Source organism: Burkholderia sp. BCC1208 (assembly GCF_902833095.1).
GTDB lineage: Bacteria > Pseudomonadota > Gammaproteobacteria > Burkholderiales > Burkholderiaceae > Burkholderia.
In genome coordinates this window covers 226420-250965 of sequence record NZ_CADFDY010000006.1, presented here as the reverse complement: position 1 = coordinate 250965, position 24546 = coordinate 226420, and the positions used below count along the sequence as shown (strand labels likewise).

At 66.7% G+C, this 24546-nt stretch carries 24 protein-coding genes; 6 read left to right on the top strand and 18 right to left on the bottom strand.

Annotation, left to right across the window (positions count from 1 at the left end):
* The first annotated feature begins 14 nt into the window (after nucleotides 1-14).
* Nucleotides 15-632: a 3'-5' exonuclease gene (locus HWX09_RS16185; protein ID WP_027784743.1), complete on the top strand. Its 618-nt coding sequence runs from the start codon at nucleotides 15-17 to the stop codon at nucleotides 630-632.
* 212 nt (nucleotides 633-844) lie between these two features.
* On the opposite strand, the gene guaA is transcribed toward HWX09_RS16185, so the two are convergent.
* From guaA to HWX09_RS16160, 5 genes are all read right to left on the bottom strand, one after another.
* A complete protein-coding gene (gene guaA / locus HWX09_RS16180) occupies nucleotides 845-2464 on the bottom strand; it encodes a glutamine-hydrolyzing GMP synthase (RefSeq protein WP_027784744.1) in 1620 nt (539 codons plus the stop codon).
* Between the two features lie 106 nt (nucleotides 2465-2570).
* On the bottom strand, nucleotides 2571-3179 hold the full coding sequence (locus tag HWX09_RS16175) for a hypothetical protein (RefSeq protein WP_027784745.1): 609 nt from the start codon (nucleotides 3177-3179) through the stop codon (nucleotides 2571-2573).
* 6 nt (nucleotides 3180-3185) lie between these two features.
* Nucleotides 3186-4646 carry an IMP dehydrogenase gene (guaB, locus tag HWX09_RS16170; protein ID WP_027784746.1) on the bottom strand — a complete coding sequence of 487 codons (1461 nt, stop codon included), beginning with the start codon at nucleotides 4644-4646 and terminating at the stop codon, nucleotides 3186-3188.
* Between the two features lie 297 nt (nucleotides 4647-4943).
* Nucleotides 4944-5756: a DUF2182 domain-containing protein gene (locus HWX09_RS16165; protein WP_027784747.1), complete on the bottom strand. Its 813-nt coding sequence runs from the start codon at nucleotides 5754-5756 to the stop codon at nucleotides 4944-4946.
* Nucleotides 5757-5783: 27 nt separating this feature from the next.
* Nucleotides 5784-6548 carry a DUF899 domain-containing protein gene (locus HWX09_RS16160; RefSeq protein WP_027784748.1) on the bottom strand — a complete coding sequence of 255 codons (765 nt, stop codon included), beginning with the start codon at nucleotides 6546-6548 and terminating at the stop codon, nucleotides 5784-5786.
* A gap of 114 nt (nucleotides 6549-6662) precedes the next feature.
* On the opposite strand from HWX09_RS16160, the gene HWX09_RS16155 reads away from it, so the two are divergent.
* The 3 genes from HWX09_RS16155 to HWX09_RS16145 all read left to right on the top strand — a co-directional run bounded on the left by HWX09_RS16155 (nucleotide 6663) and on the right by HWX09_RS16145 (nucleotide 9689).
* Entirely contained in the window at nucleotides 6663-7883 is a 1221-nt protein-coding gene (locus HWX09_RS16155) for a hypothetical protein (RefSeq protein ID WP_027784749.1), read from the top strand.
* Between the two features lie 31 nt (nucleotides 7884-7914).
* A complete protein-coding gene (locus HWX09_RS16150; protein WP_027784750.1) occupies nucleotides 7915-8601 on the top strand; it encodes a hypothetical protein in 687 nt (228 codons plus the stop codon).
* A 122-nt stretch (nucleotides 8602-8723) separates the two neighbouring features.
* Nucleotides 8724-9689 (top strand): DMT family transporter, encoded by a 966-nt coding sequence (locus HWX09_RS16145; protein WP_027784751.1) that lies wholly within the window; start codon nucleotides 8724-8726, stop codon nucleotides 9687-9689.
* A gap of 42 nt (nucleotides 9690-9731) precedes the next feature.
* Here HWX09_RS16145 and HWX09_RS16140 read toward each other — a convergent pair whose 3' ends face one another.
* Both HWX09_RS16140 and HWX09_RS16135 read right to left on the bottom strand, forming a co-directional pair.
* On the bottom strand, nucleotides 9732-10055 hold the full coding sequence (locus HWX09_RS16140) for an RnfH family protein (RefSeq protein ID WP_027784752.1): 324 nt from the start codon (nucleotides 10053-10055) through the stop codon (nucleotides 9732-9734).
* 4 nt (nucleotides 10056-10059) lie between these two features.
* Nucleotides 10060-10497: a type II toxin-antitoxin system RatA family toxin gene (locus HWX09_RS16135; RefSeq protein ID WP_027784753.1), complete on the bottom strand. Its 438-nt coding sequence runs from the start codon at nucleotides 10495-10497 to the stop codon at nucleotides 10060-10062.
* Between the two features lie 99 nt (nucleotides 10498-10596).
* Here HWX09_RS16135 and smpB point away from each other — a divergent pair, with 99 nt between their 5' ends.
* Entirely contained in the window at nucleotides 10597-11043 is a 447-nt protein-coding gene (gene smpB, locus HWX09_RS16130; RefSeq protein WP_027784754.1) for an SsrA-binding protein SmpB, read from the top strand.
* Nucleotides 11044-11197: 154 nt separating this feature from the next.
* Here the strand turns inward: smpB and HWX09_RS16125 are convergent, their stop codons facing one another.
* From HWX09_RS16125 to ppsA, 3 genes are all read right to left on the bottom strand, one after another.
* Entirely contained in the window at nucleotides 11198-12133 is a 936-nt protein-coding gene (locus HWX09_RS16125; protein WP_027784755.1) for an SPFH domain-containing protein, read from the bottom strand.
* A 32-nt stretch (nucleotides 12134-12165) separates the two neighbouring features.
* The gene (locus HWX09_RS16120) at nucleotides 12166-12600 is read right to left on the bottom strand and encodes an NfeD family protein (RefSeq protein ID WP_027784756.1); all 435 of its coding nucleotides are present in this window, start codon (nucleotides 12598-12600) and stop codon (nucleotides 12166-12168) included.
* A gap of 203 nt (nucleotides 12601-12803) precedes the next feature.
* Nucleotides 12804-15203, bottom strand: a complete 2400-nt coding sequence (ppsA, locus tag HWX09_RS16115) for a phosphoenolpyruvate synthase (protein WP_027784757.1) — start codon at nucleotides 15201-15203, stop codon at nucleotides 12804-12806.
* Between the two features lie 377 nt (nucleotides 15204-15580).
* Between ppsA and HWX09_RS16110 the strand changes: the two genes are divergently transcribed.
* A complete protein-coding gene (locus tag HWX09_RS16110) occupies nucleotides 15581-16396 on the top strand; it encodes a pyruvate, water dikinase regulatory protein (protein WP_027784758.1) in 816 nt (271 codons plus the stop codon).
* A 97-nt stretch (nucleotides 16397-16493) separates the two neighbouring features.
* Here the strand turns inward: HWX09_RS16110 and HWX09_RS16105 are convergent, their stop codons facing one another.
* From HWX09_RS16105 to bamA, 8 genes are all read right to left on the bottom strand, one after another.
* A complete protein-coding gene (locus HWX09_RS16105; RefSeq protein WP_027784759.1) occupies nucleotides 16494-17276 on the bottom strand; it encodes an RNA methyltransferase in 783 nt (260 codons plus the stop codon).
* Nucleotides 17273-17917, bottom strand: a complete 645-nt coding sequence (gene rnhB / locus HWX09_RS16100; RefSeq protein ID WP_027784760.1) for a ribonuclease HII — start codon at nucleotides 17915-17917, stop codon at nucleotides 17273-17275. Before rnhB ends, HWX09_RS16105 begins: the two co-directional genes overlap by 4 nt.
* Entirely contained in the window at nucleotides 17914-19083 is a 1170-nt protein-coding gene (gene lpxB, locus HWX09_RS16095; protein ID WP_027784761.1) for a lipid-A-disaccharide synthase, read from the bottom strand. The genes rnhB and lpxB overlap by 4 nt, the downstream gene beginning before the upstream one ends.
* A 3-nt stretch (nucleotides 19084-19086) precedes the next feature.
* Entirely contained in the window at nucleotides 19087-19875 is a 789-nt protein-coding gene (gene lpxA, locus HWX09_RS16090) for an acyl-ACP--UDP-N-acetylglucosamine O-acyltransferase (protein ID WP_027784762.1), read from the bottom strand.
* Nucleotides 19876-19942: 67 nt separating this feature from the next.
* Nucleotides 19943-20410 carry a 3-hydroxyacyl-ACP dehydratase FabZ gene (gene fabZ, locus HWX09_RS16085; RefSeq protein ID WP_027784763.1) on the bottom strand — a complete coding sequence of 156 codons (468 nt, stop codon included), beginning with the start codon at nucleotides 20408-20410 and terminating at the stop codon, nucleotides 19943-19945.
* Between the two features lie 129 nt (nucleotides 20411-20539).
* Nucleotides 20540-21619: a UDP-3-O-(3-hydroxymyristoyl)glucosamine N-acyltransferase gene (gene lpxD, locus HWX09_RS16080; protein WP_027784764.1), complete on the bottom strand. Its 1080-nt coding sequence runs from the start codon at nucleotides 21617-21619 to the stop codon at nucleotides 20540-20542.
* A gap of 16 nt (nucleotides 21620-21635) precedes the next feature.
* On the bottom strand, nucleotides 21636-22133 hold the full coding sequence (locus HWX09_RS16075; RefSeq protein WP_034185423.1) for an OmpH family outer membrane protein: 498 nt from the start codon (nucleotides 22131-22133) through the stop codon (nucleotides 21636-21638).
* Between the two features lie 64 nt (nucleotides 22134-22197).
* Nucleotides 22198-24507 carry an outer membrane protein assembly factor BamA gene (gene bamA / locus HWX09_RS16070; RefSeq protein WP_034185424.1) on the bottom strand — a complete coding sequence of 770 codons (2310 nt, stop codon included), beginning with the start codon at nucleotides 24505-24507 and terminating at the stop codon, nucleotides 22198-22200.
* Nucleotides 24508-24546: the final 39 nt, after the last annotated feature.

Sequence of the window (24546 nt, the reverse complement as noted above, 5' to 3'; positions counted from 1 at the left end):
ATCCGAATTCAACCATGCAAACCGTCGCGGTACTGGACTTCGAAACAACCGGGCTGTCGCCGAATCTGGGCGACCGTGCGACCGAAATTGCCGTCATCCTGCTACGCGACGGGCAAGTCGTCGACCGTTTCCAGAGTTTGATGAATGCAGGCAGACGCATCCCGTCCGATGTCGTTGCGCTCACCGGCATCACGAACGACATGATCGCGACGGCGCCGCCGGCGTCCGACGTCATGAAGGAAGCGGCGGCGTTCGTCGGCAAGCATGCGATCGTGGCCCACAACGCCGGGTTCGACAAGCGCTTCTGGCAGTCGGAACTCGGGGCGCTCGGCATGTCGGCCGACCATGCGTTTGCGTGCACGATGCTGGTGGCGAGACGGATCTACCCGGACGCCAGGAGTCACCGCCTGTCGAGCCTGGCCGAGATGCTGCGGTTGCCGCAAACGGGCCGTGCGCACCGCGCGATGGTCGATGCCGAGATGGCTGGCCATCTGTGGTGCAGGTTGCAGCACGATATTTCGCGGACTTATGGACTGGATCGGATCGATCACGCGTTGATGTCGCGAGTCCAGGCGACGACCAAGGCGAAGGTGCCGATGTATCTGCGGTCGCTCGTGCGTGCGCATGCGTGATGTATCCGAGACCGGAACGGAAAACACCACGCTCGCTGACTGACGTCGCGCGTTAACGCAAAACGGCCTGGCAATTGCCAGGCCGCTTCTTGCCCCGACGTCAGCCGGAACAGCAATCCAGCCGAACCGGCAAGCCGCTTCCGACCTATCGCGACATCAAACGATACGCAACGCGACGCAAGCGGAATCGAATGCCGATTCGGCCGGAATGCTTACTCCCACTCGATCGTCGCCGGCGGCTTCCCCGAGATGTCGTACACGACCCGGTTGATCCCGCGCACCTCGTTGATGATCCGATTCGACGCGCGGCCGAGCAGCGCGTACGGCAGGTGCGCCCAATGCGCGGTCATGAAGTCGGTCGTCTGCACCGCGCGCAGCGACGTCACGTAGTCGTACGTGCGGCCATCGCCCATCACGCCGACCGACTTGACCGGCAGGAACACCGCGAACGCCTGGCTCGTCAGGTCGTACCAGCTCTTGCCGACATCGGCCTCGCCGCACAGGCCGGCAGCCGCATCGTGCGCGGTCGCGGTCGTGTTGCGCAGCTCCTCGATGAAGATCGCGTCCGCACGGCGCAGCAGGTCCGCGTACTCGCGCTTCACTTCGCCGAGAATCCGCACGCCCAGGCCCGGGCCCGGGAACGGATGACGGTACACCATCTCCGGCGGCAGGCCGAGCGCGACGCCCAGCTCGCGCACTTCGTCCTTGAACAGGTCGCGCAGCGGCTCGAGCAGCTTCAGGCCGAGCGTTTCCGGCAGGCCGCCGACGTTGTGGTGGCTCTTGATCGTCGTCGCCTTCTTCGTCTTCGTGCCGCCCGATTCGACCACGTCCGGGTAGATCGTGCCCTGCGCGAGCCACTTCGCCTTCGCCAGCTTCTTCGCCTCGGCCTGGAACACCTCGACGAACTCGCGGCCGATGATCTTGCGCTTCGCTTCCGGATCGGTCACGCCGGCCAGATGACCGAGGAACTGGTCGGACGCATCGACGTGCACGACCTTCGCATGCAGGCGGCCCTCGAACATGTCGAGCACCATCTTGCCTTCGTTCAGGCGCAGCAGGCCGTGGTCGACGAACACGCACGTCAACTGATCGCCGATCGCACGATGGATCAGCGCGGCCGCGACGCTCGAATCGACGCCGCCCGACAGGCCGAGAATCACTTCCTCGTCACCGACCTGCTCGCGGATCTTCGCGACGGCTTCCTCGATGTGGTTCTTCATGATCCAGTCGGGCTTCGCGCCGGCGATCTGCAGCACGAAGCGTTCGATGATCTGGCGGCCCTTCACGGTGTGCGTGACTTCCGGGTGGAACTGCACCGCGTAGTAGCCGCGCGCCTCGTCGGCCATGCCGGCGATCGGGCAGCTCGGCGTCGACGCCATCAGCGCGAAGCCCGGCGGCAGCTCGGCAACCTTGTCGCCGTGGCTCATCCAGACCTTCAGCATCCCGTGGCCTTCGGCCGTCGTGAAATCCTCGATGCCGTCGAGCAGGCGCGTATGGCCGTGCGCACGCATTTCCGCGTAGCCGAATTCGCGATGGTCGCTCCACTCGACCTTGCCGCCGAGCTGCACGGCCATCGTCTGCATGCCGTAGCAGATGCCGAGCACCGGCACGCCGAGATCCCACACCGCCTGCGGCGCGCGCAGCTGATGGTCTTCGTACGTGCTCGCGTGGCTGCCCGACAGGATCACGGCCTTCGGCGCGAACTCGCGGACGAAGTCGTCGGACACATCGTTCGGATGGATTTCGCAGTAGACGTGCGCTTCACGCACGCGCCGTGCAATCAGTTGGGTGACTTGCGAACCGAAGTCGAGAATCAGGATTTTGTCGTGCATGGCTGCGGACGGGATGAAGAGAATAAGAAAAGCAGCGCATCGAGCGCTGCGTCAAAAGCATGGACAGCGGCGTCGGGCGGCGGCGGCACGCGCGACGCATCGCCGGTCAATCCTGCGACGGCGGGCGCGCGTCGAACGCGACGCTGCCTGACGCGCGCTCGGACGCGGCCGATGGGGTCGCCGCGGCCGGCGCCGCCGAAGGCGCCACCGGACGGCCGACGACCGGCTCGACCCGCGGCTGCGCTGCGGAGGCGGAGGCCGGCGCCGGTTCGACCGGACGCTTCGCGTCCCGGCCCTCGAGCGCCTGCACTTTCTCGCGCCGGCGCACGGCCGATGCGAGCCGCACGCCGCCGAGGCCGAGCACGATCAGCGCGACCCCGGCCACGGCCGACAGCACCCGGCCGGCGGCGGCGAGCGCGGGCCCGTTGCCGGTGCCGATCGACCACACGACCGTCAGCACGCCGGTCAGCCAGTACACGTGGCCGACCGACCGTGCGACGGGCGCCGTGAGATCGCCGTTGAACGCCGCATGAAACGCGAGCCACGCGAGCCCGAGCAGCGCGATACCGAACGCCTGGCCGAGCATCGCCGGCTGGATGTTCGCCAGTTGCAGCGCGTTGAACAGCGCCTGCCAGGGCGTCAGCACGAACAGCACGCCGAACGCCAGCAGCAGCACGGCATCGACGATCAGCACGGCTCGCAGCAGCGGTTTCATCGGCGATCAGTCCACGTGATAGTTCGGTGCTTCCTTCGTGATCTGCACGTCGTGCACGTGCGACTCGCGCATGCCCGCCGCGGTGATCTGGACGAATTCGGCCTTCTCGTGCAGCTCGTCGATCGTCTTGCAGCCGCAGTAGCCCATGCTGGCGCGCACGCCGCCGACCAGCTGGAACAGGATCGCGTTGACCGAACCCTTGTACGCGACGCGGCCTTCGATGCCTTCCGGCACGAGCTTGTCGATGTTCGCCGAGTTGTCCTGGAAGTAGCGGTCTGCCGCGCCGTCCTTCATCGCGCCGACCGAACCCATGCCGCGATACGACTTGTACTGGCGGCCCTGGTACAGGAACACGTCGCCCGGCGCCTCTTCGGTGCCCGCGAACATGCTGCCCATCATCACCGCGTTCGCGCCGGCCGCGAGGGCCTTCGACACGTCGCCCGAGAAGCGCACGCCGCCGTCGGCGATGCACGGCACGCCGGTGCCCTTCAGCGCTTCCGACACGTTCGCGATCGCGCTGATCTGCGGCACGCCGACGCCCGCGACGATCCGCGTCGTGCAGATCGAACCCGGGCCGATACCGACCTTGACCGCGTCCGCGCCGTATTCGACGAGCGCCTTCGCGGCGGCGGCCGTCGCGATGTTGCCGCCGATCACCTCGACGTGCGGGAAGTTCTGCTTGACCCAGCGCACGCGCTCGAGCACGCCCTTGCTGTGACCGTGCGCGGTATCGACGACGATCACGTCGACGCCGGCCTGCACCAGCAGCTCGACGCGCTCTTCGTTGTCCGGACCGACGCCGACCGCCGCGCCTGCGCGCAGCTTGCCGTGTTCGTCCTTGCACGCGTCCGGGTGCTCGGTCTGCTTCGTGATGTCCTTGACGGTCATCAGGCCGCGCAGTTCGAACGCGTCGTTGACGACCAGCACGCGCTCGAGGCGGTGGCTGTGCATCAGCGCCTTCGCTTCGGCAAGCGGCGTGCCTTCCTTGACCGTGACGAGGCGCTCGCGCGGCGTCATGATCGACTTGACCGGCTCGTCGAGGCGCGTTTCGAAACGCAGGTCGCGGTTCGTAACGATGCCGACGAGCTGCGGGCCTTCGACGACCGGGAAGCCCGAGATGCCATGCTGGCGCGACAGCGCGATCACGTCGCGCACCTTCATTTGCGGCGGCACCGTGATCGGGTCGCGGACGACGCCCGACTCGAAACGCTTGACCTTCGCGACTTCGCGGGCCTGTTCGGCCGGCGTGAGGTTCTTGTGGACGATACCGACGCCACCCTGCTGCGCCATCGCGATCGCGAGGCGACCTTCGGTGACCGTGTCCATCGCGGCGGACACGAGCGGCATGTTCAGGGAGATGTTGCGGGTCAGCTTGGTCTTGAGGCTGGTGTCGCGCGGGAGAACGTCGGAGAAGGCGGGAACGAGGAGCACGTCATCGAAAGTGAGTGCTTTTTGGATCAGACGCATGGCAAATCCTATGGGCGCAAAAGCGAATTATACGCGAAGCGCCACGAATTTTCACAACACGAACAACGGCTTAGCCGGTTCCGGCCGTTCGGGGGCCGAATCGTTCGGATCGCCGTTCGGTTCGCTTTCGATCGCTTTTCGTTTCATCGCCGCATCGAGCCATTCGCGCAACCGGCGGCTGGGCGGCAAGTGCCCGCGTCGCGGCAGGGCCGCAGGGCCGCGGCGGAAGCGGCCGCGGCGGAAGCGGCCGCGCACGGCGCGCCCGGCGACCCGCCGAAGCGGCTTGCCTGCCGTGCGTCACGCCAGCCCGGCCGCGCGGACGATCATCGCCATGCCGCCCGCCGCCGCCCCGCAACCGACGACCCTCGCGACGCGCCCGCCGGCCGGCGCAACGCGTTCGGCGGCGATCGCCGCCGTCACGGCGGCCATCACGCGCAGATCCATCATGCCGGCCGCCAGCGCGATCGCCATCAGGTTGCCGCAACACGCCCCGCACCGGATGGCAGCGCGCACGCCGTACCACCATGCCGTGACGGACGACGCTCGCGACTGGTGTGCGTGCGCCGCCGCCTGCCGGCCGTGCCCGCAGCACGCCAGCCGGCGCGCCTTCCATCCGGAGAATTGCAACGCGCCCGCGGCCAGCACGATGGCGCCGGCCACGAAGGGCATCGCACGGGCGAGCGCCGGTAGCCGGGCGGCGGCCGCCGTCAGTGCGAGGCCGGCCGGAAACACGAGCGCTCCGAGCGCCATCCAGACCGAGAAATATCCCGCCCCCGCGACGACGACGAGCCAGGCCGAGCGCGCCGTCCGCGGGCCGATGCGCTGCCGGTAATGCCAGAGCTGCGGCGCGAGCACGGGCAGCATCATCGTCACCGTCATCGCGCCCCACATTCCGGCGAACGCCGCGAACGCGCGCCCGGCGCCCTGACCGCACGGCCGCAGCCAGGCGGCCGAGGCCATCCAGCCGCCGGGCATCGGCTCGCCGCCCATCGCGGCCATCGATGCGTGCTGCCCCAGCCACGCCATCGCGGCGACCGCGAACACGGCCGCGACCGCCACGCCGAATGCCCGCGGATCGGCGGCCGTCTCGCCGGTTGTCGGCCGTGTCATCGCGTGCTCCCGCTCGCAGCCGGCCGATCAGCCGCGCGCGTACTCGTCGTGACGGCGCCACCACGGGCCGGCCTCGTTGCGGCCGCGCGGCGCGCGATCGAGCCACTGGTACATCCCCCACAATCCGTCGAGGCCACGCGCGTAGGTCGAATACGTGTGATAGACGGCGCCGTCCTCGCGCACGAACGCGCTCATCCCCGGCCGGTCGCGCGAATACGTGGCCGCATCGGTGCCGCACGTGGCCGCGAACTGCACGACGGGCGCCGGCGGCGGATCCATGTCCATCGCGTGGCCGGCCCGCGCATAGTTGTATTCGACGTCGCCCGCGCGCTGCTGCGTTTCGGTGAACGACACGTTGAAGTCGAAGTTGAAATCGCTGCCGACCGACGACGCCCACGGAAACGTCCACCCCATCCGCTGCCGGTACGCGAGCAGTTTCGCGAGCGGCGCGCGCGACACGGCTGCGAGCGTCACGTCGTGGTGCGCCAGATGCACGGCGAAGCCGTCGAAGCCGTCGGCGAGCGCCGAGCACGACGGGCAGCCCGCCTTGTAGTCGGGACCGAACATGAAGTGATAGACGAGCAGTTGCGAACGGCCGCGAAACAGGTCGTCGAGCGTCGCCTGTCCGGCTTCGGTATCGAATCGGTAGGTCTTGTCGACGCGCACCCACGGCAGCGCCTGGCGCCGCCGCGCGAGTTCGTCGCTTTGCCGCGTCAGCGCCTTTTCCGCGTCGAGCAGCGCGCGGCGTTCGACCAGCCATGCGTCGCGTGTTCCGGTGAGATGAGTCGTCATTGCGGGTTGCTCCTTCCGATGGGTATCCGGGCACGGCGTACGGAGCCGTGTGCGTGGTGCTAGATTAGTGCCGGGCATCGGACCGGAGGGAGTGACAAGTGTGTCGGGATTCGAATGGATTCGCTGATCACGGCGGCCGCGCGCGCGCTCGCGGCCGGTGACGCGCTCGGTGCGCTGAACCGCGTCGCGCTGCGCGACGATGCGCCGGCGCTCGCGCTACGCGGAATCGCGCTCGCGCAACTCGGCGATTTCGAACGGGCGCGAGCGCTCGTGCGCGGCGCCGCACGGGCATTCGGCGCGAAGGAAGCGATCGCACGGGCGCGCTGCGTCGTCGCGGAGGCCGAGATCGCGCTCGCGTCGCGCGACCTGCACTGGCCGACGCGTGCGCTCGATGCGGCCTGCGCGACGCTCGACGCGCACGGCGACCGCGCGAACGCCGCGCATGCCCGCTATCTCGGCGTGCGCCGGTTGCTGCTGATCGGTCATCTCGACGAGGCCGAGCGGCTGCTCGCGCATCTCGATCCCGCACCGCTGCCGCCCGCGTCGCGCGCCGCCCATGAATTGATCGCGGCCGGCATCGCGATGCGCCGCATTCGCACGCAGGCGGCCCGCGCGGCACTTGCCCGGGCGCGGACGGCCGCCCGCGCCGCCGGCATCGCCGCGCTGACGGCCGAGGTCGACACCGCGGCGCGCGTGCTCGACGCACCGGCCGCGCGGCTCATCGCACGCGGCACGTCGCGGCTCGTCCCGCTCGACGAAGTCGAGGCGCTGTTCGAGTCGAATGCGCTCGTCGTCGACGCGTGCCGCCACACGGTGCGCGACGCGCGCACGACCGTATCGCTCGCGCGGCGTCCAGTGCTGTTCGTGCTCGCGCGTGCGCTCGGCGAGGCGTGGCCGGCCGACGTGTCGAGAAACGCACTCGTCGCCGCCGCGTTCCGTGCGAAACAGGCCGACGAATCGCATCGCGCGCGGCTGCGGGTCGAAATGGGCCGGCTGCGCGCGGTGCTGCGCCCGCTCGCGAACGTCGTCGCGACGCCGCGCGGCTTCGCGCTCGAACCGCTCGGCGTGCGCGAAACCATCGTCCTCGCGCGCCCGGTCGACGATCGCCATGCGGCCGTGCTCGCGCTTCTCGCCGACGGCGAAGCGTGGTCGAGCTCCGCGCTGGCGCTCGCACTTGGCGCCAGCCAGCGCACCGTGCAACGCGCGCTCGATGCGCTCGCGGAAACCGGCAAGGTTCAGGCGCTCGGCCGCGGGCGCGCGCGCCGCTGGATGACGCCGCCGCTGCCCGGATTCGCGACGACCTTGTTACTCCCGGTTGCGCTGCCGGGAGATTAGGATGGCCCCATCGAACAACGAGGTGACGAACATGAAACGCTCCACTGCAGACATCCTTCGCGAGTACGGCCCGTTTCCGGGTGTCGACGGCGTGCACGGCGTCACGTTCGACGGGCAGCACGTGTGGTACGCGTCCGGCGACAAGCTGAATGCGCTCGACCCCGAGCGCGGCACGACAGTCCGTTCGCTCGACGTCGCCGCGCACGCGGGCACCGCGTTCGACGGCCGCCACCTGTTCCAGATCGTCGAGGACCGCATCGAGAAGATCGATCCCGAATCGGGCCGCGTGCTCGCGACGATTCCGGCGCCCGGCGGCGGCGCCGATTCGGGGCTCGCGTGGGCGGAAGGCACGCTGTGGGTCGGCCAGTACCGCGAACGCAAGATTCATCAGGTGGATCCGCAATCGGGCGCCGTGCTGCGCACGATCGAATCGAACCGCTTCGTCACCGGCGTGACGTGGGTCGACGGCGAGCTGTGGCACGGCACGTGGGAAGCCGACCAGAGCGACCTGCGGCGCATCGATCCGCGCACGGGCCAGGTGCTCGAGCAGATCGACATGCCGGCCGGCGTCGGCGTCGCGGGGCTTGAATCCGACGGTCATGACCGCTTCTACTGCGGCGGCGGCAACAGCGGCAAGCTGCGTACCGTGCGCCGCCCGGCGCGCACGCGTGCCGCCACCGACGGCACAGAAGCGACACCCGATCCGGTAGAGGACTGATTCGCCGCCCGTCGAAGCCGCGCGACGCGCCGAACCATGCTCCGAGTGCAGGAATGAACAAGACGCCGCCGTGGCGGCATCGCTAAGATGCGCGCACCTCGGTCATTTGTTCGGAGCGGTCGATGCGGCGCGGCGTGGTGTACGGTGTCCTGGCAGGCGCCCTGTGGGGCATGGTGTTTCTCGTTCCGCGGCTGCTGACCGATTTCTCGCCGCTGCTGCTGAGCGCCGGCCGCTACGCGATGTACGGCCTCGTGTCGCTCGCGGCCGCGTTGCCCGCCACCCGCTCGCTGCTCGCACGGCTGACTCGCGAGGATCTCGCCGCACTGGTGAAGCTCGCCATCGTCGGCAACGTCGCGTATTACGTGCTGCTGTCCGGCGCCGTGCACCTGATCGGCATCGCGCCCAGTTCGCTGATCGTCGGCGTGCTGCCCGTGACCGTCACGCTCGCGGGCCTCGGCGAGCGCGGCGCCGTGCCGCTGCGGCGGCTCGCCGCCCCGCTCGCGCTGGTGATCGCGGGCATCGTCTGCATCAACGTCGACCTGTTTACGTCCGACGCCGCGCACGCGACGACGCTCGCTCGGAAGCTCGCGGGCATCGCCTGCGCGGCGGGCGCGCTCGCGAGCTGGACCTGGTATGCGGTAGCGAACACACGATACCTGCAACGCCATCACCGCTTCGGCGGCAACGAATGGTCGGTGCTGTGGGGTGTCGTGACGGGCCTGCTCGGCGGGCTCTGCTGGCTGGCGATCCTCGCGCTGCCGGCCGGCATGGTGCAGGCGGCCGTCCCGGCATCGCGCTGGCAGTTGTTCTGGCTGCTGAATCTCGTGCTCGCGATCGGCGCGTCGTGGCTCGGCAACGGGCTGTGGAACGCCGCGTCGAAGCGGCTGCCGCTCACGCTGTCGGGTCAGTTGATCGTGTTCGAAACCGTGTTCGCGATGCTGTACGCGTTCGTGTACGACCGGCGGATGCCGCATGCGCTCGAGATCGCCGCACTCGTGCTGCTGCTCGCCGGCGTATACGGCTCGGTGCGACGGCATGGCGACACGCCGGGCAGCGCGCCCACAAACGCAAACGCCGCGGCCCACTGAGCGCCGCGGCGTTCGATCCGACCAATCCGGGCGAACAACGCGTCAGCGCGCGTCCTTGTGCAGCCACTTGCGGCCCTCGATCGAGCCGTCGCGGCGGGATTTGTCGACACGCCGCTGGCGCGCAAGCTTCGGATCGACGATCAGCGGACGGTAGATCTCGACACGGTCGTGATCGACGAGCGGCGCATCGAGCGGCGCGAGCTTGCCGTGGACGCCCGTCTTCGCGTGCGCGAGATCGATCTCCGGGTGCAGCGCGAGCACGCCGCTCGCGTCGATTGCCGAGCGCACGGTCGCCCCTTCGGGCAGCGACAGCGGAATCAGCGTCTGGCGCTCCGGCAGTGCGTAGCAGACTTCGATCGACAGCATCGCGTCACCCCTTTCCGTAGCGCTGGTCCGCGCGCTTCACGAACGAATCGACGAACGTGTTCGCGATGTGGCTGAACACCGGCCCGATGATCTTCTCGAGCAGGATGCTCGAAAACTCGTAGTGCAGCGCGAATTCGATCTTGCACGCATCAGCGCGCAGCACCGTGAAACGCCACGAGCCCGTGAATTTCTTGAACGGGCCGTCCGTGAACTCCATGTCGATCCGCGTCGGGCGCTGCTGCGTGTTGCGCGTCGCGAAATGCTGCTTGATGCCCTTGAAGTTGATGTCGATGCGCGCTTCCATTCCGCTCTCGTCCTGACGGCGAATCTCGACACCGCCGCACCAGGGCAGGAAATTGGGGTAATCGGCCACGTCGGTGACGAGGTCGAACATCTGTTCCGCCGAGTGACGGATCAATACGGTTTTCTGGACATCTGCCATAAATCGCGCGGCATCGCTTGAAGTGGGAAAGCCAAGCCGGGCGATTCTCGCCCCGCTTTGCTAAAATCGTGATTTTAAACGACTTGGCCCGATCCTTTCATGAGCATCATCGATAACAGGAAAGCGCACTTCGATTATCACATCGAGGAACGCTACGAGGCGGGGCTGGTGCTTGAGGGCTGGGAAGTCAAGGCGCTGCGCGCCGGACGCGGCCAGATCAAGGAAGGCTACGTCGTGGTGAAGAACGCCGAGATCTTTCTGATCGGGACCCATATCAGCCCGCTGCCCGAAGCCTCGACGCACATCCAGCCCGACCCGGTTCGCACGCGCAAGCTGCTGCTGCACCGCGAGGAAATCAAGAAGCTGATCGGCAAGGTCGAGCAGCGCGGCTACACGCTCGTGCCGCTGAACTTCCACTACAAGGGCGGTCGCGTGAAATGCGACATCGCGCTCGCGAAGGGCAAGAAGCTGCACGACAAACGCGAAACCGAGAAGAAACGCGACTGGGAACGCGAGAAGGCGCGCATCATGCGCGCCGGCACCTGACGCACGCAACGTTCATCGCAAACGACACGGCCCGCTCGAAGCGGGCCGTGTTGCTTTGGACTCCCTGAATCGCACCGGCTAGTCACCCGGCGGCGCGACGATTCGCCGCACGGCGCGGCGCACGCGGCAGCCGCGCGCGCATCGATCATCGGGCTCAGCCCTTCGCGCCGGACGCCGCCCCCGCGCTCTTGACGATCGTCAGCGCCGACGAGATCGCGGTGCCGAGATCCGACAGGTTCGACGGCACGATCAGCGTGTTGCCCTGCTTCGCGAGATTCGCGAACGCGCCGACATACTGCTCGGCGACCTTCAGGTTCACCGCGTCCATCCCGCCTTGCGACTGAATCGCGCTCGCGATCTTCTGGATCGCCTGCGCGTTCGCCTCGGCCACCGCCAGAATCGCGGCGGCTTCGCCCTGCGCCTGGTTGATCGCCGCCTGCCGCTCGCCTTCGGACTTCTGGATCGCGGCTTCGCGCGCACCCGACGCGAGGTTGATCTGCTCCTGCTTGCGGCCTTCGGACGCGGCAATCAGCGCACGCTTTTCGCGCTCCGCGGTGATCTGCGCCTGCATCGCGTGCAGGATCTCCTTCGGCGGCGTCAAATCCTTGATCTCGTAGCGCAGCACTTTCACGCCCCAGTTCGCCGCGGCGTCGTCGAGTGCCGACACGATGCTGTGGTTGATGAAATCGCGCTCCTCGAAGGTTTTGTCGAGCTCGAGCTTGCCGATCACCGAGCGCAGCATCGTCTGCGACAACTGCGTGATCGCGAGCACGAAGTTGCTCGACCCGTACGACGCCTTCATCGGATCCATCACCTGGAAATACAGCACGCCGTCGACCTGCAACTGCGTGTTGTCGCGCGTGATGCAGACCTGGCTCGGCACGTCGAGCGGAATCTCCTTCAGTATGTGCCGGTACGCGATGCGATCGACGAACGGCAGCACGATATTGAGGCCGGGCGACAGCGTCGCGTGGTAGCGCCCGAAGCGCTCGAGCACCCACGCATGCTGCTGCGGGACGATCTTCACCGTCTTCGACACGATCACGATCGCCATGACGAGCAGGACAACCCAGATGATCAGCGAATCCATGAATATTTCCTCCTTGTTGTATCAGCGGACGATCAGCCCGCGGGTTTCGCCACGACCACGAGGCAATTGCCGCGCACGGCGCTCACCTGGTACACGTGCGCATCGTCGCGCTCGCCGTGCGCGAGTTCGACGTCCCAGTCGGCCCCGCGATACTGCACGCGCGCGCGGCCGTCACGCCACGCGTCGACCGTGACGGTCGAGCCGATATCGAGATTGACGTCGGGATTCGTCGACGTGTCGCGCTTCTGCTTGCGGCCGAGCCCCGAGCGACGCAGCACGATCATCGCAACGATCGCGACCGCGGCCGCCGCGCCGAACTGCACGTGCGGCGCGAAACCGGCCAGGTGCAACAACCCGCCCGCGAGAAAGCCGAGCGCGATCATCAACAGATAGAACGTGCCCGTCAGCAACTCGGCGACGACCAGCACACCCACCCCGCCCCACCAGAACAGATGCCCCGACATCATTGTGGTCTCCCGGAAAACGGCCCCATGCTCACTCTCGTTCACTGCCCCGGAGGGGCGGCCGGTACGCCTGGGACGGTTCGACACGTACCGACAAACAAAAACACCCCGGTGCTTACCGGGGTGTTTATAGCATGAACCTTGCATTTTGCCTTCATTGAAGGAGCGATGGTGCCGCTCCTTCAATGAAAAGGCATGACCGACCGTTACTTCCGGTTGGCGAGCGCCTGCCACGTATCGATGATCGTGTCGGGGTTCAGCGAGATCGACGCGATGCCTTCGTCGGTCAGCCACTGCGCGAAGTCCGGGTGATCGGACGGGCCCTGGCCGCAGATACCGACGTACTTGCCCATCTTGCGGCAGGTATCGATCGCACGCTTCAGCAGGAACTTGACGGCCGGGTCGCGCTCGTCGAAGTCGACTGCCAGCAGTTCCATGCCCGAATCGCGGTCGAGGCCGAGCGTGAGCTGCGTGAGGTCGTTCGAGCCGATCGAGAAACCGTCGAAGTGTTCCAGGAACTCTTCGGCGAGGATCGCGTTGGTCGGGACTTCGCACATCATCACGAGACGCAGGCCGTTTTCGCCGCGCTTCAGGCCGAACTTGTCGAGCAGGCCGACGACGCGCTCCGCCTGCTTCACGGTCCGCACGAACGGCACCATGATCTCGACGTTGGTCAGGCCCATCTCGTCGCGCACGCGCTTCAGTGCACGGCATTCCATCTCGAACGCCTGCGCGAAATCGTCGGCGATGTAGCGCGACGCGCCGCGGAAGCCCAGCATCGGGTTTTCCTCGTCCGGCTCGTAACGCGAACCGCCGATCAGCTTCTTGTACTCGTTCGACTTGAAGTCGGACAGACGCACGATCACGGGCTTCGGATAGAACGCCGCCGCGATCGTCGCGACGCCTTCCGTCAGCTTGTCGACGTAGAACTGACGCGGCGACGCGTGGCCGCGCGCAACGCTCTCGACCGCCTTCTTCAGGTCCTGGTCGATGTTCGGGTACTCGAGAATCGCCTTCGGGTGAACGCCGATGTTGTTGTTGATGATGAACTCGAGACGCGCGAGGCCCACGCCGGCGTTCGGCAGTTGCGAGAAGTCGAACGCGAGCTGCGGGTTGCCGACGTTCATCATGATCTTGACCGGGATTTCCGGCAGTTCGCCGCGCTGCACTTCCGTGACTTCCGTCTCGAGCAGCCCGTCGTAGATCTTGCCTTCGTCGCCTTCCGCGCACGACACGGTGACGAGCGCGCCGTCCTTCAGGATGTCGGTCGCATCGCCGCAGCCGACGACTGCCGGCACGCCGAGCTCACGCGCGATGATCGCCGCGTGGCAGGTGCGGCCGCCACGGTTCGTGACGATCGCCGCCGCACGCTTCATCACCGGCTCCCAGTTCGGATCGGTCATGTCGGCCACCAGCACGTCGCCCGGCTGCACGCGTTCCATTTCCGACGGATCCTGGATCACGCGCACGGGGCCCGCACCGATCTTCTGGCCGATCGCACGACCCGTCGCGAGCACCTGCGACTGGCCCTTCAGCTTGAAGCGCTGCTCGGCCTTGCCCGTTGCCTGGCTCTTCACCGTTTCCGGACGTGCCTGCAGGATGAAGATCTTGCCGTCGCGGCCGTCCTTGCCCCACTCGATGTCCATCGGACGCTGGTAGTGCTTCTCGATGATGACCGCGTACTTCGCCAGCTCGATCACGTCCTCGTCGGTGATCGAGTAGCGGTTGCGCTGCTCGTGCGGCACGTCGACCGTCTTCACGCGGCCCGGCTCGCCCGGCTGCGTGAATTCCATCTTGATCAGCTTCGAGCCGATCGAGCGGCGGATGATCGGGTACTTGTCCTGCGCGAGCGTCGTCTTGAACACGTAGAACTCGTCCGGGTTCACCGCGCCCTGCACGACGGTTTCGCCCAGGCCGTAGCTCGACGTGATGAACACGGCGTCCTTGAAGCCCGATTCGGTATCGATCGTGAACATCACGCCGGCGGCGCCGACGTCCGAGCGGACCATGCGCTGCACACCGGCCGACAGCGCGACTTCGGCGTGAGTGAAGCCCTTGTGCACGCGGTAGGAGATCGCGCGGTCGTTGTACAGCGACGCGAATACGTGCTTCATGCGGTCGAGCACGTCGTCGATGCCGACGACGTTCAGATACGACTCCTGCTGGCCGGCGAACGACGCATCGGGCAGGTCTTCCGCGGTCGCGGACGAGCGCACGGCGAACGACAGCTCGCCCGGCGAGCCGTTCTTCAGCACTTCGAACTGCTCGCGGATTTCCTGCTCGAGGCGCGCCTGCAGCGGCGCATCGACGATCCACTTGCGGATTTCGGCGCCGGCTTCGGCGAGCGCCTTCACGTCGTCGATGTCGAGCGACTCGAGACGCTTGGCGATACGATCGGTCAGGTCGTTGTGCTTGAGGAAATCGCGGAACGCGAGCGCGGTCGTGGCGAAACCGGTGGGTACGCGAACGCCTGCTTCGGAAAGCTGGCTGATCATCTCGCCGAGCGACGCATTCTTGCCGCCCACGATCTCCACATCGGTCATCCGCAACTGCTCGAACGGAATTACATACGCCTGGTCCTTTGCGACGTTTGCTGCGTTAGTCATACAAGCCCCTAAGTGTGAAAAAAATACTCGATCGCGCAAGTGGGCTCGAACGCGGGCGCTTGCAAAAAGGCGCGGCGCGTCTTGCGCAACCTGTTAGATAAACACTCGCAGCGGCGGAAATCTCCCGACCCCGATTTGCAAAAATCCCGGCAGAAGGGCGATATTTGCAGACAAATCGCCAGACTTGCCGGGAATTCGGAAATCGCGCGGCCCAGCCACCGGGCGCCGTTCGCGCCCCGCCCCCGCAATTGCTTATCCAACAGGTTGCCGCTATTCTACCGTGCCGGCTGCCGGATGTGGCGCGACCTTGTCACTGGGTCTGGAGGCGCACCTCCAGCCGCCCGCGCAACCGCCCTTCACGCTCGACGTCCAGATTCATGCTGCCTACCGTATTCATCGTCTCCGACGGCACCGGGATCACTGCCGAAACCTTCGCGCATTCGATCCTCTCCCAGTTCGACCAGAAATTCCGCCTCGTGCGCGTGCCGTTCGTCGACTCGCTCGACAAGGCCTATGCGACCGTCGAGAAGATCAACGAGGCCGCCGTGCACGACGGCCGCCGCGCGATCGTGTTCACGACGCTCGTCGACAGCGAATCGAACGACATCGTCAAGCGCTCGAACGCGCTCGTGCTCGACATGTTCCAGCGCTTCGTCGAACCGCTCGAGCAGGAACTGGAACTCAAGTCGAGCCACGCGATGGGCCGTGGCCACCAGAATGCGGACACCGAGGAATACAAGACGCGAATCGAGGCGATCAACTTCTCGCTCGCGCACGACGACGGCCAGTCGAACCGCAACCTGTCGGAGGCCGACGTGATCCTCGTCGGCGTGTCGCGCAGCGGCAAGACGCCGACGAGCCTGTATCTCGCGATGCAGTACGGCGTGAAGGCAGCCAACTATCCGCTGATTCCGGAGGATTTCGAACGCGGCAAGCTGCCGTCGGCGCTGTCGGCGTACAGCGACAAGCTGTTCGGGCTGTCGATCGACCCGCAGCGCCTGTCGGAGATCCGCAACGAGCGCCGGCCGGGCAGCAAGTATGCAGCGCCCGAGAACTGCCGCTACGAGATCAACGAGGCCGAGGCGATGATGCGCCGCGAAGGGATCAAGTGGCTGTCGTCGACGCACAAGTCGATCGAGGAAATCGCGACGACGATCCTGCAGGAAATCCGCCTCGACCGGCAGTCCTACTGAGCGCGAGCGCGCCGACGGCCGTCCGGCCGTCGCCGAAAGCAACAAGGCCGCGTCAAACGCGGCCTTGTTTCGTTTTACGGCAAATGCGCGCGCGGCGTCACGCCGGTCGCTGCTGCCGCACCTGCTCGAACAGGCAAACTGCCGCCGCCGCGGCGACGTTCAGCGACTCCATCCCGCCCGGCTGCGGAATCGTCACGCGATGCGTGGCCGCGTCGCGCCAGAACGCCGACACGCCGGCGCCTTCGTTGCCGAACACCCATGCAACGGGCCCCGACAGGTCGCAGTCGTAGACCGCCTGCGCGCCGTGCGAGTCGGTCAGCGCGACCGGTACGGCGAGGCGCTCGGCAAGCGACGCGGCTTCGATATCCTCATGGATCGACAGCAGGAAATGCGCGCCCATGCCCGAACGCAGCACCTTCGACGACCACGCATAGGCCGTCCCCGGCGCGCAGAACACGTGACGCACGCCGGCCGCCGCCGCGCTGCGCAGGATCGAACCGACATTGCCGGCATCCTGCACGCCGTCGAGCACGACCGACGTGTGCGTCACGCGTGCGGGCAGCGGTTGCGCCGGCCGATCGACCAGCAGCAGGAAGCCGACGCCGTTGACGACGTTCGACAACTGCCCGAACAGCGCGTCCGGCAGCGTGACGATCCGCTGCGCGTCGATACGCGCGACGATCGCCTGCGCCTCGGCGTGGCCGAGCGCGCCTTCGGTCGTGACGCACAGCTCGGGTGTCGCACCCGTATCGAGGTACGCGCTCGCCAGGTGGAACCCTTCGAGCAGCGCCTGGCCGCTGCGGCGCTGATGGGGCGTCGAACCCGCGAGCGCCTTCAGGCGCTTGTACAGCGGGTTGTCGCGGGAAGTAATGCTTTTCATCGAATCAGATCGAGCGCTTCACGGACGGGCGCGAACGAGCGCCGATGCGCTTCGCACGGGCCGTGCTCGCGCAATGCGGCAAGATGTTTCGCGGTGCCGTAGCCCGCATGCACGTTGAAGCCGTACACCGGGAAGCGTTCGTGCAGGTCGACCAGCATCCGGTCGCGCGTGACCTTCGCGAGGATCGATGCGGCCGAGATGCTCGGCACGAGCGCGTCGCCGCTGACGATCGCCTCGGCACGCACGGTCAGCGTCGGGCACCGGTTGCCGTCGATCTGCGCGAGCGTCGGCAGCACCGACAGCCCCTCGACGGCCCGCTTCATCGCGAGCATCGTCGCGTGCAGGATGTTCAGCGTATCGATCTCGTCGACGCTCGCCGACGCGACGCAATACGCGTGCGAACGCGCGACGATCAGGTCGTACAGCATGTCGCGCTTCTTCGCCGACAGCACTTTCGAATCGTCGAGCCCGTCGATCGGCCGGGCCGGATCGAGAATCACCGCGGCGGCCACCACCGGACCCGCGAGCGGGCCGCGGCCTGCTTCGTCGACACCGCAGACGATCTCGTCCGGACGGCTGAAATCGAAACCGCCCTGCCCGTCGCTCGACGCGCGGCGGCGGGGTGCACGGACCGCGGTCATGCGCGCCCCTTGCGTTGTTCGAGCACGCGCACGACGGCCTCGGCCGCCTTCGCGGCCGTGTTCTGCCGCAGCGAAAGATGCATTTCGGTAAATACTTCGGTCAGCGTGCGGCGGTTCGCGTCGTCGCGCAGTTGCGTGAGCGTCGCATCGGCCAGCGCCTCGGGCGTCGCGAAATGCTGCAACAGTTCGGGCACGACGAAGCGCCCCGCCAGGATGTTCGGCAAGCCGACATACGGCAGGTAGCCCTGCCGACGCATGATCTGCCCGGTCAGCCAGGGCACCTTGTACGAGATCACCATCGGCTTCTTCAGCAGCGCGGCTTCCAGCGTGACGGTGCCGCTCTTCACGAGGATCGCGTCGGCGGCCGTCATCGCGACCTGCGAACGGCCGTCGGTGATCGTCAACGCGAGCTGCGGGTGCGCGTCGACGAGCGGCTGCAGCAGTTCGCGCAGTGCAGGCGTCGCGGCCGGCATCACGAACCGCACGCCGGGCTCGCGCTGCTGCATCAGCGCCATCGCCGCGAAGAACGTCGGGCCGATCAGCGCGATCTCCGAGCGCCGGCTGCCCGGCAGCACCGCGATCACGGGACCGTCGGCCGGCAGACCCAGCGCGATGCGCGCGCCGTGCGTGTCGGGTTCGAGCGGAATGTCGTCGGCGAGCGGATGGCCGACGTAGGTCGATGCGACGCCGGCCTTGTCGAGAATCGCCGGTTCGAACGGGAACAGGCACAGCATGTGATCGACGGACTTCGCGATCTTCTTGATCCGGCCGCCGCGCCACGCCCAGATCGACGGGCACACGAAGTGGATCGACGGGATGCCCGCGTCGCGCGCGGCCTGTTCGACGTTGAAGTTGAAATCGGGCGCATCGACGCCGATGAACGCATCCGGCCGCTCGGCGAGCAACTGGCGCTTCAGTTCGCCGCGAATCCGCAGGATCTCGGGAATCTGGCCCAGCGCCTCGACATAGCCGCGCACCGTCAGCTTGTCCATCTGCCAGTGCGAGTCGAAGCCCTGCGCGATCATGCGCGGCCCGCCGATCCCGTAATACTGGGCCGATTCGGGCAGCCGCTCGCGCAGGCCGCCGAGCAGCGACGCCGCGAGCAGGTCGCCCGACGGCTCGCCGGCCACCATCGCGAGCCGGAGCTGGTTGGTCGGGAGCGGCATCGCCTAGCGGATGATGCCGCGTTGCGACGCGACGACGAACTCGACGAGCGCCTTCACCGGTGCATCGCCTTCGCCGCCCGCTTGCGCGAGCTCGCTCAGTTGCACCTTCGCTTCCTCGAGCGACAGGCCGTTCTTGTACAGCACGCGGTACGCGCTGCGCAGCGCCGAGATCGCGTCGGCCGAGAAGCCGCGCCGGCGCAGCCCTTCGACGTTGATCCCGTGCGGCTCGGCCTTGTTGCCCGCCGCGATCACGAACGGCGGAATGTCCTGCACGAGCGCCGATGCGCCACCCAGCATCGAATGCGCGCCGATGCGCACGAACTGGTGCACGCCCGACATGCCGCCGACGATCGCCCAGTCGCCGATCTCGACGTGGCCCGCCATCTGCGCGTTGCTCGACAGGATCACGTGGCTGCCGACGGTGCAGTCGTGGCCGATGTGCACATAGGCCATGATCCAGTTGTCGTCGCCGAGCGTCGTCACGCCGACGTCCTGCACGGTGCCCGTGTGAATCGTCGTGAATTCGCGGATCGTGTTGCGATTGCCGATCACGAGCCGGGTCGGTTCGTCCTTGTACTTCATGTCCTGCGGACGGCCGCCGACCGACGCGTAATGGCCGATGCGGTTGTCCTCGCCGAGCGTCGTATGGCCTTCGATCACGCTGTGCGAGCCGATCGTCGTGCGCGCGCCGATCGTGACGTGCGGGCCCACGATCGCGTACGGGCCGATCTCGACCGATTCGTCGATCTGCGCGCCCGGCTCGACGATCGCGGTAGGATGAATCCTGGTCATGCGCCGTTGCCTCTCGATATGATGTGTCGCGTTGCTCGCGTTACGTTACCCATGCGTGCCGCGTCGCTCAGGGCGCCGCGTCGGCCGTCTTGACCGTGCACATCAGTTCGGCTTCCGCCGCCACCTTGCCGTCCACTTCCGCCACCGCCTTGAATTTCCAGATGCCGCGGATGTAGCGCTCGAACGTCACGTTCAGGATCAGCTGGTCGCCCGGTTCGACCACGCGCTTGAAGCGGGCACCGTCGATCCCGACGAAGTAATACAGCGTGTTTTCCGGATCCTTCGGCGTCTCTTCCGCGAACGTCAGCAGCGCCGCGGCCTGGGCGAGCGCCTCGAGGATCAGCACGCCCGGCATCACCGGCCGCTTCGGGAAGTGCCCCTGGAAGAACGGCTCGTTGATCGACACGTTCTTCAGCGCTTTGATCCCTTTGTGCGGCTCGAGTTCGAGCACGCGATCGACGAGCAGAATCGGGTAGCGATGCGGCAGCAGCGTGAGGATCTTGTGGATGTCGAGATTGATTTTTTCAGTGCTCATGATGGTTCGTCTCACGCAGAGGCTGCGCGGTGGTGATGCAAAGGCTGAAGCGGGCCGCCGCGCGGCCCAGTCTGACAAACCGGGCCGGTTGCGCTGGCCGTGCCCGGTTCGTGGTCTCGCATGATGCGCTCAGGCGTGGGTGCCGCCCTGGGCGGCGAGCGCGGCTTCGAGCGCCTTGATGCGCTCGCGCAGCTTGTCGAGGTTGCGCACGAGCGCGGCGCTCTTGTTCCATTCGCCGTGGTCGACGGCCGGGAACGCGCTGGTATAGATGCCGGCCTTCGGCAGCGACTTCGATACGCCCGACTTCGCGGTGATGATCACATAATCGCCGAGCGTCACGTGGCCGGCGATCCCCGCCGCGCCGCCGATCATGCAATGGCGGCCGATCGTCGTGCTGCCCGCGATGCCGGCGCTGCCGGCGATCACCGTGTACGCGCCGATCCGGCAGTTGTGGCCGATCTGGACCTGGTTGTCGATCTTCACGCATTCCTCGATGACGGTATCCGCCATCGCGCCGCGGTCGATCGTCGTGTTCGCGCCGATTTCGACGTCCGGGCCGATCGTCACGCCGCCGACCTGCGGGATCTTGACCCAGCTGCCGGTGCGCGCGTCGCCGTCGCCGACGAAATCCGGTGCGAAGCCGAAGCCGTCCGAGCCGATCACGGCGCCCGAATGGACGATCGCGCGCGGGCCGATCTTGCAGCCGTGGTACACCGATGCGTTCGGATAGAAATGCGAGCCGGCGCCGATCGTCGTGCCGCGGCCAACGAATACGTTCGCGTCGAGCTGTACGCCGTCTTCGATCACCGCGCCGGCCTCGACCGTCACGTGCGGGCCGATCACCGCGGTCGCGGCGACCTTCGCCGCCGGATCGATCGTCGCGCTCGGATGCACGCCGGCCGCGCGCGGCGGCATGGCGAGATCGATGAACATCTGCGCGACGCGCGCGAAGTACGCGTACGGATTCGGCGTCACGATGAAATTGCGGGCTTTGGCGGCCGCACCCAGCTTTTCGAGATCCTTCGGCGCGATCAGCACCGCGCCGGCGCGGGTCGTCTCGACCTGCGACAGGTACTTCGGGTTCGCAAGAAACGCGAGTTGCTGAGGGCCTGCCTGGTCGAGCGGCGCGAGGCCGCCGACCGTGCACTGTGCATCGCCGGCGATCTCGCCGCCGAACCGCTTTACGAGTTCATCGAGCGTCAATGCCATTCGTCGTCTGCTCCGTTCAGTTCGTCGAGCCGGACGCGAGCGCCTTGAGCACCTTGTCGGTGATGTCGATGCGCGGGCTGACGTACACGGCTTCCTGCACGATCAGGTCGTAGTTCTGCTGCTCGGCGATCTGCTTGATGACCTTGTTCGCCCGCTCCAGCACGGCCGCCAGTTCCTCGTTGCGACGCTGGTTCAGGTCTTCGCGGAACTCGCGCTGCTTGCGCTGGAAGTCGGTGTCGAGCTGAGCGAGATCGCGCTGCTTCTGCGCGCGATCGGCCGCCGACAGCGACGTGCCGCCCTTGTCCAGCGAATCGGACATCGACTTCAGACGCGCCGCCAGATCCTGCAGATCCTTGTCGCGCTTCGCGAACTCGGCTTCGAGCTTCGTCTGCGCCGCTTTCGCGGGCGCCGACTCGCGCAGGATCCGATCCGAATTGACCGCCGCGATGCGGGCGACGTCCTGTGCGTGCACCGTTGCCGCGCCCAGGGCCAGCGCAACGGTCAGCGCGCACATCACTCGTTTCGAAAACTTACCGGTTAGCAAAATTACCCTCTCGTTGCTGTTGTCATGCGTTCGGTCAGAACGCCGTCCCGATCTGGAACTGGAATTTCTGGTACTGGTCGCCTTCGTGCTTCTGCAGCGGGAAGCCGAGACTCAGTTTCAGCGGGCCGATCGGCGAAATCCATGCGAGACCCACACCGTAGCCGTAGCGCAGGCCGTTGGAGCCCGTACTCGTGCCGCCCGGCGCATTGCCCCACACGTTACCGCCGTCGAGGAACGTGAACACGCGCAGCGTGCGGTCGTAACCCGTGCCCGGCAGCGGGAACGTCAGCTCGATGTTGCCGACCAGCATCTTCGAACCGCCGATCGGGTCGTTCGTCTTCGTGTCGCGCGGGCCCAGCGAGCTCGGCTCGTAGCCACGCACGGAGCCGATACCGCCCGCGTAGTAGTTCTTGAAGATCGGGTACGGGTTGCCGATACCGTTACCGTAGCCGCCCTGCAGGTTCAGGCCCAGGATGAAGCCGCGCGAGAACGAATAGTAGTATTGCGCCTGCAGGTCGGCCTTGTAGTACTGGATCTTGCCGACCGGCACGCCGTACTCCATGTTCGCCTGCGTGAAGTAGCCGCGGCTCGGAATCAGCGCGCTGTCGCGCGCATCGCGCGACCACGCCACCGTCAGCGGCACCGTGTTCGACACGCGGCCGAACTCGTTCACGTAATCCTGGTAGCTCTGCGGCGTGTTCGAATCGACGTCGAGGCGGTTCTGCTCGAAGCCCGCGCCGAAGTACACGGTGTCGACTTCCGAGAACGGAATGCCGAATTTCAGGTTGCCGCCCGCGCTGATGATCCGGAAGCTCGAGCTCGTCGAATAGTAGAGCGGCTGGTACGTACGGTAGAAGACGTCCGTGATCCGCTTGATGCCGTCGACCGTGAAGTACGGGTCGACCTGCGTGACGGTCAGCGTACGATAGCTCTTCGCGGTGTTGACGTTCACCGACAGGCTCGTGCCCGAACCGAACACGTTGTCCTGCGACACGCCGGCCGACAGCACGACCTTGTCCGTCGACGAGAAGCCGGCGCCCAGCGTGATCGCGCCGGTCGGCTTTTCGTCGACCTTCACGTTCACGTCGACCTGGTCGTTCGTGCCTTCGACCGGCACCGTCGTCACGTCGACGTTGGTGAAGTAGCCGAGACGGTTCACGCGGTCCTTCGACAGCGCGAGGCGGTTCGAGTCGAACCACGAGCTTTCGAGCTGGCGCATTTCGCGGCGCACCACTTCGTCGCGCGTGCGCGTGTTGCCGACCACATTGATGCGGCGCACGTACACGCGGCGGCTCGGGTCGACGACGAGGTTCAGGTTCACCTTGTGGTTCGCCTGGTCGATGTCCGGCTGCGCGTTGACGGTCGCGAATGCATAGCCGTATTCGCCGAGCTTGTCGACGATCGACTTGGTGGTCTGCTGCAGCTTTTCGGCCGAGAAGCGGTCGCCCGGCTTGATCTTGATCAGCTTGTTGAGTTCGGCCTCGCGATCGAGCAGGTTGCCCGACAGCTTGATGCCCGACACCGTGTACGGCTCGCCTTCGTGCAGCGTGACCGTCAGGTACATGTCCTTCTTGTCCGGCGAGATCGACACCTGGGTCGACTCGATGTTGAACTCGAGGTAGCCGCGGTTCAGGTAGTACGAACGCACGGCCTCGAGGTCGCCCGTGAGCTTTTCCTTCGAGTACAGGTCGTTCTTCGTGTACCAGGAGAACCAGTTCGGCGTCGACAGCTGCATCTCGTCGCGCAGCGTGCTGGTGCTGAACGCCTTGTTGCCGATGAAGTTGATCTGGCGGATCTTCGCGCTCGGGCCTTCGGCGACCGCGAACAGGATCGACACGCGGTTCGCGTCGACCGGCGTGATCGTCGTCTTGACCTCGGCCGCATAGAAGCCGCGCGTCAGGTACTGGCGCTTGAGCTCCTGCTCCGCCTTGTCGACGAGCGCCTTGTCGTAGTAGCGGCCATCGGCGAGGCCGACCGCGCGCAGCGCCTTCGTCAGGTTGTCCTTGTCGAATTCCTTCGTGCCGGTGAAGTCGATCGACGCGATGGCCGGACGCTCCTGCACCTGCACGATCACGACGTTGCCCTGCGTGGCGATGCGAACGTCGTTGAAAAAGCCCGTCGCGTACAACGCGCGGATTGCTTCGGATGCCTTGTCGTCCGTGAAGGTATCGCCCTGCTTGATCGGCAGATAGGCGAACACCGAACCCGCTTCGACGCGCTGCAGCCCCTCGATCTTGATGTCTTGCACCACGAACGGTGCCGCTGCATGCGCCGCGAGGCCGTGCGCGGCGAGCGCGGCCGCTGCAACTGTCTTAGGTACAAAGCGATGAGGTTTGAACAACATGCATCCCCAGTATTTAGCTGCATCAAATCGGGCGGCTGG